Source organism: Millionella massiliensis, from assembly GCF_900104655.1.
Lineage (GTDB): Bacteria > Bacteroidota > Bacteroidia > Bacteroidales > Rikenellaceae > Rikenella > Rikenella massiliensis.
In genome coordinates this window covers 1,621,520-1,635,938 of record NZ_FNWD01000002.1, presented here as the reverse complement: position 1 = coordinate 1,635,938, position 14,419 = coordinate 1,621,520, and the positions used below count along the sequence as shown (strand labels likewise).

The window sequence follows — 14,419 nt, the reverse complement described above, 5'->3', positions numbered from 1 at the left end:
AGTGTGTGGTTGGGTTATGAGTGGATGAGTTTTTCGATGCGGTCTACGTATTCGAGCGAGTCGTCGATGGCGAAGGCGATCTCAGGCACGGTCCGAAGCTGGTTGCGGACCCGTTTGCCGAGCTCGTAGCGGATCATGGGGGTGTTCTCCTTCAGCGTCTCGAGCTGGGCCGTGGCGCGGTCGAAGGGGAAAACGCTGAGGTAGATCTTGGCGAAGGTCAGGTCGGGGCTGACGCGTACTTTCGATACGGTCACCATGCTCCCCTGTACCAGGTGGCGGGCCTCCTTCAGGAAAATGTCGCTGATGTCTTTCTGTATCTGGCGGCCGACTTTTTGTTGCCGGGTCGATTCTTCTCGTTCCATATGTCTGTCGTTACGTTGTGTTTTTCTTTTTTCTTGTGTGCTCAGCCGGAGGAGGTGCCTGCCACAGTTGCGAATCCGGGACGGGGCTACACGGGCAGGGCGGGCGCGGCTTCGTCGGGTTTGTAGCCGGTGTCTTCGAGCAGGTCGGAGCCCTGGGCGGCGGCGGTGGCCAACTGGTCGCAGCGTTCGTTGCCGGGGTTGTCGTTGTGGCCCTTGACCCAGATGAACCGCACCTGGTGGCGGCGGTAGACGCTCATGAAGCGGAGCCACAGGTCGGCGTTCTTCTTGCCGGCGAATCCTTTGCGGATCCAGCCGAAGACCCATCCTTTCTGGATGGCGTCGATGACGTACCGCGAGTCGGAGTAGACCGTCACGTCGAGTCCGTCGCGTTTGAGGGCTTCGAGTCCGGTGATCACGGCCAGCAGTTCCATCCGGTTGTTGGTGGTGAGGCGGTAGCCGGCCGAGATTTCGCGCCGGTGGGGGCCGCTGAGCAGCAGCACGCCGAAGCCGCCCGGACCGGGGTTGCCGCGCGACGAGCCGTCGGTATAGATGGTGACCTGGGTATTCATATCCTTATCTGCAAAGGTAGTCTTTCCCGGCGATATTACCCGCGTCCGAGGCGATCCGCACGGGGAAATTCTGCGGCGGTGGGGGGGGCTGGCCGAAGTTGAGACGGAAAACGGCAGGGCGAGAGGGGCGCAAACGTGCGCTTTCTTTCCTCCACTCCGGGGAGAGACGTATGTGATGGGGAGCGGGTTGGTCGTCCTGTTTTGAAGGGAATTTACGTCGGGGACCGGTGCGTGAAGTCTGTCGGGCGGGGTATGGTTCGGAGGCGGCCTGTGGGAGCGTCTGGTCGGATGGCACGGCAGATTGAGGGACTTTCGGGCGACGCTTCGGTGCGGGAGGGATAAGAGAGAGAGGCCGGAGTGTAAACTCCGGCCTCTCTGCTGAAGGGGTGTCGTGGGGAACGATTTACCAGAAGATGGTTTCGTCCAGGTTGGGGTTGACGGTGCGGTCGTCCTGGTTCAGGGGGCGGTAGTAGTGTTTCGGTTCGAGGAACTGGCCTTTGCCGCCGTCCTTCTCCTGGGTGACCATCACGTAGCCGTGGTCGCCTTCCGAGAGGTAGAACTGTTCGTTGTCGAGGTAGTAGAGCGTGATGCCGTTTTTCTCGACGTAGTCTTCGGGATAGCCGTTGGCAGCGAGCCACTCTTTCTGGTGCTGCTCATTGAAGAAGACGCCGGTGTCGACAAAGTCGGCCGGACGGCTGCGTCCTGCCTTGCCGCTCATGTCGATCAGGCCGATGTGGTCGAGCCACATGCCCTGGCCGGGACGGGCAAAGAGCTGGCCGCATTTCCAGCGCATCACGTCGTCGTAGCGGAAGCCTTCACAGGCCAGTTCGACGCGGCGTTCGCGACGGATTTCGAGCGTGCCGCCGATGTTGGCGTTCTGTACGTTCGGATATTTGTCCATCAGGTCGGGATCGGGGTTGGCGTCGGCCTGGGCCAGGTCGAGATCGGGAACGCCGGCACGCTGGCGGATGAGGTTGACGGTTTGGTCGATCACATCCTGGGTGAGTTCACCCAGCTCGGCGCAGGCTTCGGCGTAGATCAGCAGCACTTCGGCGTAGCGGATCATCGGCAGGTCGTTGAAGGCCATGGCCCAGCCGTCGTGTGCCGGATCGAGCGGGTAGAATTTGATCTGCGGGTAGCCGCCCAGTTCCACCTTGATACGGGCCGTGTCGGTCGTGTTGCGCGGGATGAACCACTCCGGAGCGAAGGTCTGTGCCAGACGCGGGTCGCGGTTGGCGAATACCTCCTGACGGTTCATGGTGGCGTAGCCGGGAACCTGGTTGAACGGTTTGGCGGTGTTGGTGGCCGGGTCGATGTAGAGGTATTCGTTCATCAGTTCGCGACCCAGGGCGTGCTGGTAGTCGAACAGCGACGAGGCGTTGTGGCGTACGCCGAGGTCGGCGTCGTAGTCCTTGAAGAGGATGATCTCGGGGCTCTTGCTCAGGTCGGTGCTCAGGAACAGGTCGGTGTAGTTCGGTTCCAGGCTGAAGCCTCCTTCGCGGATGATGGTCAGGGCCGAGTCACGGGCGATGCGGAGCCATTTTTCGGCCGTGCCCTGCAACTCCAACTCGTCGTGGTACTTGCGGAAGGTTCCTTCGTAGAGGGCCGTGCGGGCCAGGTAGGCCAGGGCCGACCAGCGGGTGATGCGGGTCTTGCTGCTGCCGGCGGGGATGTGGGCCGCTGCGAACTGCATGTCGAGCAGAACGGAGTCCATCACGTCGGAGCGTGAGTCACGCGGTTTGTAGAGTTCTTCGATGTCGCTGGTCTCGAGCGGGCGGCTGTACCACGGCACGTCGTTCCAGCGTTTCACCAGACCGGCATACTGAAGGCCGCGGAACAGACGGGCGATGCCGACGTAGTGGTTGATGTCGGTGGGGTCGCCGTCCACGGTCCCGGTGTTGACCAGCATGAAGTTGATGTTGCGGATGTTGCCGTAGTTGCTGTACCAGCTGCCGATGTTGTCGGGGCGGACGAGCCCTTTCATCAGGTTGCGCAGCTCGGAGTCGTTGTTGTAGAAGGCGGTGTTGTCGGTGTAGATGTCGTCGTACGAGGCGCCGATGTAACCGTAAAAACCGTTGGTGTAGGTTTCGAGGTCCTTGACGCTCCGGAAGTAGCCTTCGGGCGAGATGTCGGTGTGCGGGTAACGATCCATGAAGGAGTCGTTGCAGGCGGTGCCCAGCAGGGCTGCACAGAGTGCCGGCAGGAGGATGTATTTGCGTTTCATTTTCTTGGTGTCCATTTAAGTCTCGGAATAGTGGGTTAGAAGCTGAAGTTCAGACCGAACGAATAGGTTTTCTGATGCGGATATACCAGCCCGTCCAGTCCTTCGGGATCGAGGCTCTTGTGCAGTTTGGTCCAGGTGATGAGGTTCTCGCCCGTGAAGTAGACGCGGACGTTGCGCAGCCCTACTTTCTCCATCCAGCGGTTGGGGAAGGTGTAACCGATGGTGAGGTTCTTCAGGCGCAGGTACGAGGCGTCCTGCATGTAACGGGTGTTGGTGGCGCCCAGCTCCTTGCCGCTCAGCTCGGCAGCGTAGGATTTCGGGGCGGGGAAGTAGGCGTCGCGGTTCTCTTCGGTCCAGTGGTCGAGGTTGTCTTCCATCAGGTTGGCCCAGGGCTGGGCGTACATGCCCCAGAAGTAGTGGTTGCTGGTGCTGGGGTAGTAGTCGCGTTTGCCGACGCCCTGGAAGTAGACCCGAAGGTCGATGCCGGCCCATTCGGCGCCGATCGTGAAGCTGTAGTTGTAGCGCGGACGGTCGTTGCCGATGATCTTGCGGTCGCCCGGATCAGCCAGCGTGTTGGCGCCGCTGCTGATCTCGCCGTCACCGTCCAGGTCGCGGAACTTGATGTCGCCCACGCCCTGGCCGCGGGTGCCGGGATAGGTCAGAATCGGGGTCTGGTCGGCATGGTGGAGGATCTCCTCTTCACTCTGGAAGAAACCGTCGCAGACGTAACCCCACAGTTCGCCGATCTCCTGTCCGACGTAGTAGTCGCTCAGCAGGCCGGTCGGGTTGTCATACTTGGTGATGATGGTACGGTAGTCGCCCATGGTGAAGGTCGCGTCGTAGCGGAACGGATGGCGGCCCAGCATGAACTGGTCTTTCCAGGTGAGGTTGACTTCCCAGCCGCTGGTGCGCAGGTCGGCGGCGTTCTCACGCGGTACGCCGGTACCGATCACCGAGGGCAGCGTCTGGCCTTTGGTCAGCATCCCTTCGGTCCAGCTGCGGAACCAGCCGCCCGAGAGTTGGAGTCGGTTGTTGAAGAAGTTGGCTTCGAGACCCAGGTCGAGGGTGCGCACCTGTTCCCAGGTCAGCGACGACGAGACGAGGCCCGGTGCCGACACGTAGGTGGGTTGGACGCCGTCCAGAATCGTACCGGTCGTGCCGCTGCCCATCGTGGCGATGTATTCGTAGGTGCCTACGTTCTGGTTGCCCACCGTACCGTACGAGGCGCGGAGTTTCAGCAGATTGACCGTCTTTTTGGCCTTTTCGAAGAATCCCTCTTCGGAGATCACCCAGGCCAGCGAACCCGAGGGGTTGAAGACGAAGCGGTCGTCGCTCGGGAAACGCGAGGTGCCGTCGTAGCGGGCGTTGGCTTCGAAGATGTATTTGTTGTCGTAGATGTAACCTACGCGGGCAAACAGACCGCGGGTGGCCCAGTCCGAGATGCTCTGTCCGACGGTCGGCACTTCGGCCGTGGCCAGCTCGATCGAGGGCAGCGTGGTGGTAATCAGGTCGTTGCGCTGGGCCGAGATGCCGTCGCTGTAGTAGGATTCCTGGTTGAAGCCGACCGTAGCCGAGAGGGCGTGTTTCTCGTTGAAGGTCTGGGCATAGTTGGTGTAGAGGTTGTAGGTGGTCGATTGCGAGTAGCTGTCGTAAACGTAGGCGTACGAGTTGCTCGGGTAGCTGTACTGCGTCTCACCCTTGTTGATCCCGGTCGAGTAGTAGACCGGAGCGTCCCACTCGCTTTCGCGGTAGTTGTATTTCGAGAAGGAGGCGTCGGCGCTCACGGTCCAGATGTCCTTGATGAGGGTGGCCTGTGCCGTGAAGAGGGTCCGCAAACGCTGGGTGTGCTGGTCCTGGCGACCACCGTTTTCGAGACGACCCAGCAGCGAGGCGCCGTCCGAGGTGTAGCTGCCGTCGACGTTATAGACGGTGCTCAGCGAACGGGTGCGGTTCACGTTGTGGAAGAAGGTGCCGTTGCCGTGGTTGGCCACGGTGGTGGCTTCGTTATAGTCGAAGTCCATGTACGAGGTGTTGTTGCCCAGGCGCAGCCACGGGGTCACTTCGTAGTCCACTTTCGAGCGGATGTTGTACTGGTTGAAGTAGTCGTTCCCCTTGCGGAGCATACCGTTCATGTTCATGTACTGGCCCGAGAGCAGGTAGCGGACGGTTTTGCCCTTGTTGTCCTTGGCCGATCCGGAGAGGGTCAGGTTCTGCGTGGTCTGGAAACCGAGGTTGTCGTACACTTCGTCGAACCAGTCGGTCTGGCCCAGGTTCTGGAAGTTGCCGTCGTCATCGACGTACTGGGCCGGGTAGTTTTCCGGATCGTCGCGTACGTTCTTGGCGTGTTCGATCTGTTCGGTGCTGTAGAGGTTGTACCAGCCGGCCGCGAAGACATTGGCGTATTCCATCACGGCCACCGGGTCGGTCACTACTTCGGGCAGACGGCCCAGACGGCGGAAAGCGTAGCTGCTCGAGTAGTCGACCTTAATCGCACCTGTGCCCTCTTTGGTGGTCACCAGGATGGCGCCGAAGGCGGCGCGCGAACCGTAGATGGCGGCGGTCGAGGGGTCTTTCAGTACGGAGATCGATTTGATGTCGTTGGGGTTGAGGCGGGCGAACTCTTCGTTGTCGGCCGGCACACCGTCGATCAGGATCAGCGGGTTGGTGTTGGCGTTGCTCCCGATGGAGGTCATACCGCGCAGGTTGATGCTCGGGATGGCGTCGATGGCACCGGTCGAGGAGGTGATGTTCAGGTTGGCCACGGTCCCCTGCAGCGACGAGAGGACGTTGGTCGTGGAGCGGTTTTCGAGCATCTCGGTCGGGGCGACGGCCACCGAACCCGACAGGTTCACTTTCTTGGCCGTACCGTAACCGATGGCCACCACTTCGTCGGTCACCACGGCGTCGGGTTCCATCTCGACGGCTACTTCTTTCAGTGCGCGGACGTTGATGGTCTGGGGCTTGAGCCCAGCGAAGCGGACTTCGAGTTCGGTGTCGGCGGCGACGTTCAGTGTGGCGACACCCTTGTCGTCGGTGGCTTTGCCGGAGGTGGTGCCTTTGATGATGACCACGGCTCCGACTACCGGTTCGCCTTTCTGGTCGACAACGGTCACTTTGACGTCGTGTTTCGATGCGGTCTGTGCCCAGGTCGGTTGCGGGACGCTGGCGATGACCAGCATGGCGAGCAGCGCTCCGAACCATGATAGCGGAAGTCTGCACCTGATGGAGGAGAGTTTTCCCATAGTGTGTTGGTTTAATTGATTATTGAGTGATTGAAAATGAATTTGCTTTGACTCCGTCCCTGCGGAGCGGAGGGTGGGGGTGAAATAGGTTGTGGTATAGGTTTGGTCCCTTTTCACTTAAATGATTTGTATAGGTTGTGTATGAATCTTGCGGCTGTTTTTGCGATGGCAAACGTACTGTGGTGGTGTTACGTGATCGTTGGGTTAGTCTGAAGTTTTTGTTATTGTGACGTGAAGTGAATGTAAACTGGGGGGTAGGGAAATGTGAAAAGATGAATCTGAAGAGGCTGTTTATGAGGTGTTTACTTGCATAAGGCTGTCCCTTTCTTGTAAGAAAGGGACCCAAAGAACTTTTCGCGGATGCTGCGCATCCTAAACGGGTGGGTCATTGATCGGCTGTGATAGGGCCAGTTGTAGCATAGGGGGATAGAGAATTCGCTTGGCTCTTATTTCTGGCAAGGAATGCTCCTTTTGTTAATCTGTTGACATTCAATGTGGCGATGTGAGATCTTGCGCAATGATGATAGAATGTTGATAAAATCTCGGCCCGCAGTACCCCCGGTCTCTGCAAAACTCCCCATCTTTGTTTCCGGCAAACGGTTCCCGACACCGCTCCGACGGTCGAAGGATTAAAAGGGAACCCTGTGCGAATCAGGGACTATCCCCGTAGCTGTAAATTCCACCCTCCAAAAGGCCGTGCCCTCCGGCGACCCCTGCTGTCGCCAGCCACTGTGCCCCGCACGGGAAGGCCGCACGTCCCGGAACAAGTCAGAAGACCTGCCGCCTGCCACCGCAAAACAGACCGTAGCTTTCGGGAGAAAAGCCGGTGAAACGCTCCCTCCGCGGCCCCAGGTCCCGGACGGGCGCCTCACGCATCCAATCACCCCGTAAGCTGCCATTATCCACCTTTTAACATCTACTGCAAAAGATGAACGGCAGCAACATTCCCAGCCAGATCGTCAAACGCGACGGCACCATCGCACCCTTCCAACCCGAAAAAATCGAACAGGCCATCTTCAAGGCCATGCGGGCCGTCGAAGCTCCCGACCGCAAGGCCGCACATGCCCTGGCCGAAGAGGTCGTCCGCAAACTCGCCGGCGAGCCCCGTCTCGGCACCCCCACCGTCGAACAGGTGCAGGACACCGTCGAACAGACCCTCTTCAACCACGGCTATTTCGCGCTGGTCAAGGCCTATCTCCTCTACCGTAAACAGCACGAACAGCTGCGTACCTCCAAAGAGCTGCTCTCGAATCTCGACGTGATCGACGACTACCTCTCGCTCAACGACTGGCGGATCAAGGAGAGCGCCAACTCCGCCTACTCGCTGCAGGGGCTGAACCAGCACATCTCCACCATGATCACGGCCCAGTACTGGCTGAACCGGCTCTATCCCGACAGCATCGCCGAAGCCCACAAAAGCGGGGCGATGCACATCCACGACCTCGGTTTTCTGAGCGTCTATTGCGTCGGATGGGACCTCAAGGATCTGTTGCTGACCGGTTTCCGCGGGGTCGAAGGCAAGGCGCAGAGCTCACCGGCCCGCCACTTCCGCACGGCGCTCGGCCAGGTGGTCAACTTCTTCTACACCATGCAGGGAGAAGCCGCCGGGGCACAGGCCTTTGCCAACTTCGACACCTTCCTGGCGCCCTATATCCGGTACGACGGCCTCGACTACGATCAGGTCAAACAGTGCCTTCAGGAGTTCCTCTTCAACCTGAACGTGCCGACCCGCGTCGGATTCCAGACCCCGTTCACCAATATTACGATGGACCTGGTGGTGCCCGACTTCCTGCGCAACGAACCCATCGTCTGGGGCGGACAGGTGCAGAACGAAACCTACGGCGAGTTCCAGCCCGAAGTGACCCTGCTGAACCGCGCCTTCGCCGAGGTGATGTGTCAGGGCGACGCCTCCGGCAGCCTCTTCTCGTTCCCCATCCCTACCTATAATATTACGCCCGACTTCGACTGGCAGAATCCCGACTACGAGGGGATCTGGGAGATGACCGCCAAATACGGCATTCCCTACTTCTCGAACTTCGTCAACTCCGACATGAAACCCGACGACGTGCGGAGCATGTGCTGCCGGTTGCGTCTCGACAAACGCGAACTGATGAAACGCGGCGGCGGGCTCTTTGCGGCCAACCCCCTGACCGGTTCGGTGGGCGTGGTGACCATCAACCTGCCGCGGCTCGGCTACGAATCCTCCTCCGAGGACAACCTCTTCCAGCGGCTGCGTCACCTGATGGAGCTGGCCAAACAGAGCCTCGAAATCAAACGAAAGGTGATCGAGCAGTACACCGAACGGGGCCTCTATCCCTACTCGAAATTCTACCTGCGTCACGTTCACAACCGCTTCGGCTGCTACTGGAAAAACCACTTCTCGACCATCGGCATCAACGGCATGAACGAATGCTGCCTGAACTTCCTCGGCGTGCCGCTGGCCTCGCCCGACGGGATGGAGTTCGCCCGCAAGGTGATGAACTTCATGCGCGACATCCTGACCGAATTCCAGGAGGAGACCGGCAACATCTACAACCTCGAAGCGACCCCGGCCGAAAGCACCGCCTACCGTTTCGCCAAGCTCGACACGGTACGCTACCCGGACATCATCGTCGCCAACCAGGAGCAGTTCAAGGCCGGCGCCAAACCCTACTACACCAACTCGACCCACCTGCCCGTAGGCTATACCGACGACCTCTACGAAGCGCTCGAGATGCAGGACGAGCTGCAGACCCTCTACACGGGCGGAACCGTCTTCCACGTCTTCACGGGCGAAAGCGCCATGACCGCCGAAGCCGCCAAACAGATGGTGCGCCGAGTGACCGACACCTTCCGGCTGCCCTACATTACCCTCTCGCCGTCGTTCAGCATCTGTCCCTCGCACGGCTACATGGCCGGCGAGCACTTCACCTGTCCGAAGTGCGGCGCACCGTCCGAAGTCTTCAGCCGCATTGTCGGGTACATGCGCCCCGTGAGCCAGTGGAACGAAGGCAAACGGGCCGAATTCGCCGACCGAAAACTCTTCGACCGCAGCGTATTGTCGTCCGCCTCGCCCCGTTGTGCGTCATGCGAATAGGCGGATTCCTCAAACAGAGCCTGATCGACTGGGACGGAAGAATCGTGGCGGTAGTCTTCACCAAGGGATGTAATTTCCGGTGTGGCTACTGCCACAACCCGTCTTTGGTGATTCCCCGCCTGCTGGAGGCGACGCCCGACCTGAACGCGGACGAAATTTTCGGCTACCTCGAACGGCGGCGAAACTGGCTCGACGGAGTGGTCGTCACAGGCGGCGAACCCACCCTGCACAAGGACCTCGCGGACTTCCTCGAACGCATCCGGAACCTCGGTCTGGAGGTCAAGCTGGATACGAATGGAACGCATCCTGATGTTTTATCTGAACTGTTTCGGAAAAAATTGGTTAATTTTGTCGCGCTGGACGTCAAACATTTCGTCTCGCGGGACCACTATGCCCGTGTGACACCGACCGTGACCGATGCCCAAATCGAGGCCATTCGCCGCACCCTCGCTCTGCTGCGCGAACACCCCGAAGTGGGGCATCAGTTCCGTACCACCCTGATCCCCGGCGTCCATGCGCCGGAGGTGGCCGCACAGCTGTCGGAAATGTTTGCTCCCGACCCGATCCGGTTCCAGGAGTTCCGCGACGGAGACCTGGTCCGTGATTACTTTTAACCGTTCCTTCCGATTCGTAACCGCGCGAAAAACAGCACCGAACGTGCATCGGCAGATGCCGGCGGCCGGATGGCCTGCCGGAAACTGGCCGAACTGCGGGGCCCGATACGAACCGGATCCGGAGGGATCGGATAAACAGTAAAGCATGACGTCAACGAGACCGCACATTCAAAACCCGCACTCTGTCCCCACTCTTTGTACGGCCGGACAGACGCACGTCGGACGCTGTCCCGGCTCTCCGTGCCGTGGATCGCTCCGAGGCAGGGTCGGTTTCGTCTCCAGCGTCGCACCGTTCCGCATCGGGCGACGCTATCTTGTCCCGATATAAATTCACTCAATCCGATACGTCGCTCCCCCCATCCGTCCGACCGGCGACATACCCCCACGGGAGCTCCATAGCTACGAAACGTAAACCAGAAAAAATGGGAAAAGCATACGATAAGTTCCTGGCCCGCCAAGCGGCGCTGGAAAAACAGTACGATGCGAAATACTACGAAAAACAGCACAACCGCGGGAAACTGACTGCCCGCGAACGCATCGAACTGCTCTTCGATCCGGATTCGTTCCAGGAAGTGGACGCCTACGCCACCCCTGCCGCTGCCGGCAGCTTCGGTAAATCCACCACGGCCCTCGGCGACGGTGTCATCACCGGCTACGGTACCATCGGCGGCAAACAAGTCTACGCCTTCTCGCAGGACTTCAACGTGCTCGGCGGTTCGCTCGGCTCGGTCCACGCCGCCAAGATCGTCAAAATCCAAAGCATGGCCCTCAAAACCGGGTCGCCCCTGATCGCACTGATTGACTCCGGCGGCGCCCGTATCCAGGAAGGGATCTCCAGCCTGAACGGTTATGCCAATATCTTCCGCCAGAACGTACTCGCCTCGGGCGTAGTACCCCAGATTTCGGCCATTATGGGCCCTGCAGCCGGCGGTGCCGTCTATTCGCCCGCACTGACCGACTTTATCTTCATGACCGAATCGACCAGCTATATGTTCGTGACCGGCCCCGACGTCGTGCGTCAGGTGCTCAACGAAGAGGTGACCGCCGAAGAACTGGGCGGCGCTTCGGTTCACTCGACCCGTACCGGTGTGGCCGACTTCGTCTTCAGCGACGATGAAAACACCATCAAGGGGATCAAAATGCTGCTGTCGTTCCTGCCGGCCAACAACATCGAAAACCCGCCCTTCGTGGCCACCGACGACCCGGCCGACCGCTCGGAAGATGCACTGCTCGACATCGTACCGGACGACCCCGACAAACCTTACGACGTGCTGGAGGTGATTCGTCTGATCACCGACCACGGCCGTTTCTTTGAAGTGGGTGCCGGACACGCCCGTAATATCGTCACCGGTCTGACCCGTATCGGCGGCTATGTGGTCGGCATCATCGCCAACCAGCCTAAGGTGATGGCCGGTACGCTCGACATCGACGCATCGGTCAAGGCGGCCCGTTTCATCAACTTCTGCGACAGCTTCAACATCCCGATCGTGACGTTCGAAGACGTGCCGGGCTTCCTGCCGGGTACCGACCAGGAACACGACGGGATCATCCGCCACGGGGCAAAACTGCTCTACTCGTACACCCGTGCCACCGTACCGAGAATTACGGTCATCCTGCGCAAAGCCTACGGCGGTGCGTATATCGTGATGAACAGCAAGGGGATCGGCGGCGACTTCTGCTACGCATGGCCCACGGCCGAGATTGCCGTGATGGGTCCCGAAGGGGCTACGGCCATTCTGTACCGCAAGGAACTGGCCGAAGCCGAAGATCCGGCAGCGCTGAAGAAAGAGCTCTCGGCAAAATATCGCGAAGAGATTGCCAATCCGTATGTAGCGGACGAGAAGGGCTTTATCGACGAGGTAATCGATCCGCGGTTCACGCGCGAAAAGATTATCAGCGCGCTCAAGACGCTGGAAAAGAAATCGGTAAGCATGCCGCGTCGCAAACACGGTAACACGCCGCTTTAATGGATGAATGTTTTTAACCGTTCGGTTTTTATATGTGTCTCTACCCGCAAAGAACCGTCCCTTTCTTGAAAGAAAGTGACCCAAAGAACTTTTCGAGGATGCTGCGCATCCTAAACGGGTGGGTCATCGCTGGGTAGAGGCGGCCATCTCAAAAGTTTTTGGTGCCGCTTTTTACAAAAAGCGGCAGTCCCATACGGCATAAAAACCGAACCATTAAAACGAAAAATATGATCAAATCGATACTGATAGCCAACCGCGGCGAGATAGCCATCCGCATCTGCCGCACCGCTAAGCGGATGGGCATCAAGACCTACGTGATCCGTACCGTCAAGGAACCCAATGCCGTTTACCTCAATTTTGCCGACAAGGTGATCGATTTCCCCGAAACCGACGGCTCCGTGCCCGAGTTCCTCGACATCGACAACCTCGTCAAACTGGCCGTCGACAACCACGTCGAAGCCATGCACCCCGGATACGGTTACCTCTCCGAAAACGCCGACTTCGCCCAGAAATGTACCGATGCCGGTGTCAAGTTCGTCGGACCGCCCGCCAAACTCATCAAAGACATGGGCGATAAGATCATCGCCAAAGAGATCGCCGCTAAAAACGGAGTCCCCATGCTTCAGGGCAGCCATGGCAGCGTCAAAGACGTCAAGGAAGGCGTCAAGATCGCCAAAGCCATCGGTTACCCCGTCATCATCAAAGCCGCCTCGGGCGGTGGCGGACGCGGCATGCGTATCGTCCACAAACAGAGCGAAATGGAACAGATGTTCCACGCCGCCTCGTCCGAAGCGCAAAGCGCCTTCGGCGACCCGTCCGTATTCATCGAAAAATACCTCGAAAATCCGAAACACATCGAATTCCAGGTCGTTGCCGACGCCCACGGTAACGTGATCCACCTCGGCGAACGTGAGTGCTCCGTACAGCGCAAACACCAGAAACTGCTCGAAGAGGCCCCCTCTTCGGCACTGGACGCTACCCTGCGTAACAAAATGGCCCGCGTAGCCGTTAAACTCGCCAAAGGCGCCGGATACGAAAGCCTCGGTACCGTAGAGTTCCTGCTCGACAAGAACAAGAACTTCTACTTCATGGAGATGAACACCCGCATCCAGGTGGAACACCCCATCACCGAAGCCATCACCGGTCTGGACCTGGTCGAGCTGCAGTTGCGCATCGCCTCCGGCGAACGTCTGCCCATCAAGCAGAGCGACGTGAAGCTCAACGGCTGGGCCATCGAATGCCGCGTCAATGCCGAAGACGTGCAGGCCAACTTCACCCCCTCGATGGGTACCATCCGTCAGCTGCGTCTGCCCCAGGGCGACAACATCCGAATCGACACCGGTATCGTACCCGGTTCGGAGATCACCCCCTGGTTCGACTCCATGATCGCCAAACTGATCGTCCACGGCAAAGACCGTCAACAGGCCATCGAACGGATGCTCTCCGCCCTCGAACGCTTCCACATCAAAGGCGTCAAGACCACCATCCCGTTCTGCAAGGCCGTTCTGCACAACGCAGCATTCTGCAGCGGCGATTTCGACACCTCGTTCATCGAGACCAAACTCGAATCGCTCGTCTACCGCGAACCGGACGAAGAGCTGATGGCCGCGATGCTGGCCCTCTACCAGTACACGCACGAAACCGTGCCCGATGTCGGTCCCGAGACCGGTATCGACCCCTGGGTACTGAACCGCCGCATCCGCAACTTGTAATCCTTAGCATCGAGAGACCATGACAACCAAAAAACCGAGCAATACCACCAAACTGATCGCTCTGAACACCGATACCAACGCGGAATACGAGTTCTCGGTCAAAAATAACTACGAGTACCGCTACCAGCGCAAACCGATCCGCATCGACCTGATCCACGAAGCCGACGGCGTGAACGTGCTGCTCTGCAACGGGATGCGTTACCCCTACGAAATCACCCAGCAGACCGCCAACACCTACAGCATCACCCTGAACGGCGTCAGCTACAACTTTTCGATCGAGACCCCCTTCTCGCTGACTCGCAAGCGGATGCTCGCCGCCAAAGCAGGACTCTCCAAGAAAGAGGTCATCAAGGCTCCCATGCCCGGAAAGATCCTCGATGTTTTCGTCACCGAAGGACAATCCGTTGGGAGTGGCGAAGCGCTGCTGGTGCTCGAGGCGATGAAGATGCAGAACTCGATCTCGACCCACATGAAGGGTACCGTCACCAAAGTGACCGTCGTTCCCGGCCAAACCGTCGGCAAGGACGACGTGCTGATCGAAATCAAAGCCGAACAGTAGAGCGTTACGGCCGGTTCTCTCTGTCGGTGCAGGGAGAGCGACTCCGGAAAGGGGGAGAGTGGTCCGAAACGCTTTGCGGATTCTCCCGATCGTC

At 59.2% G+C, this 14,419-nt stretch carries 9 protein-coding genes and 1 riboswitch; of the genes, 5 read left to right on the top strand and 4 right to left on the bottom strand.

All coding sequences use genetic code 11. From position 1 onward, the window contains the following. Positions 1-14 precede the first annotated feature (14 nt). The 4 genes from rbfA to BQ5379_RS06375 all read right to left on the bottom strand — a co-directional run bounded on the left by rbfA (position 15) and on the right by BQ5379_RS06375 (position 6,397). Positions 15-362, bottom strand: coding sequence for a 30S ribosome-binding factor RbfA (gene rbfA, locus BQ5379_RS06390; RefSeq protein WP_071134669.1), 348 nt, complete (start codon positions 360-362; stop codon positions 15-17). An 86-nt stretch (positions 363-448) separates the two neighbouring features. Beyond that, on the bottom strand, positions 449-931 hold the full coding sequence (gene rnhA, locus BQ5379_RS06385; protein WP_071134668.1) for a ribonuclease HI: 483 nt from the start codon (positions 929-931) through the stop codon (positions 449-451). A gap of 403 nt (positions 932-1,334) precedes the next feature. Further along, positions 1,335-3,170, bottom strand: coding sequence for a RagB/SusD family nutrient uptake outer membrane protein (locus BQ5379_RS06380; protein ID WP_083377629.1), 1,836 nt, complete (start codon positions 3,168-3,170; stop codon positions 1,335-1,337). 20 nt (positions 3,171-3,190) lie between these two features. Continuing rightward, entirely contained in the window at positions 3,191-6,397 is a 3,207-nt protein-coding gene (locus BQ5379_RS06375) for a SusC/RagA family TonB-linked outer membrane protein (RefSeq protein ID WP_071134667.1), read from the bottom strand. Positions 6,398-6,977: 580 nt separating this feature from the next. After that, positions 6,978-7,196: riboswitch (cobalamin riboswitch) on the top strand. 129 nt (positions 7,197-7,325) lie between these two features. On the opposite strand from BQ5379_RS06375, the gene BQ5379_RS06370 reads away from it, so the two are divergent. The 5 genes from BQ5379_RS06370 to BQ5379_RS06350 all read left to right on the top strand — a co-directional run bounded on the left by BQ5379_RS06370 (position 7,326) and on the right by BQ5379_RS06350 (position 14,325). Beyond that, positions 7,326-9,473, top strand: coding sequence for a ribonucleoside triphosphate reductase (locus BQ5379_RS06370; protein ID WP_071134666.1), 2,148 nt, complete (start codon positions 7,326-7,328; stop codon positions 9,471-9,473). Next, positions 9,464-10,087, top strand: a complete 624-nt coding sequence (locus tag BQ5379_RS06365) for an anaerobic ribonucleoside-triphosphate reductase activating protein (protein ID WP_071134665.1) — start codon at positions 9,464-9,466, stop codon at positions 10,085-10,087. Before BQ5379_RS06370 ends, BQ5379_RS06365 begins: the two co-directional genes overlap by 10 nt. A gap of 422 nt (positions 10,088-10,509) precedes the next feature. Then, positions 10,510-12,054 (top strand): acyl-CoA carboxylase subunit beta, encoded by a 1,545-nt coding sequence (locus tag BQ5379_RS06360; protein ID WP_071134664.1) that lies wholly within the window; start codon positions 10,510-10,512, stop codon positions 12,052-12,054. 227 nt (positions 12,055-12,281) lie between these two features. Continuing rightward, entirely contained in the window at positions 12,282-13,766 is a 1,485-nt protein-coding gene (locus BQ5379_RS06355; RefSeq protein ID WP_205408194.1) for an acetyl-CoA carboxylase biotin carboxylase subunit, read from the top strand. A gap of 19 nt (positions 13,767-13,785) precedes the next feature. Beyond that, on the top strand, positions 13,786-14,325 hold the full coding sequence (locus BQ5379_RS06350; protein ID WP_071134663.1) for an acyl-CoA carboxylase biotin carboxyl carrier protein subunit: 540 nt from the start codon (positions 13,786-13,788) through the stop codon (positions 14,323-14,325). Positions 14,326-14,419 lie beyond the last annotated feature (94 nt).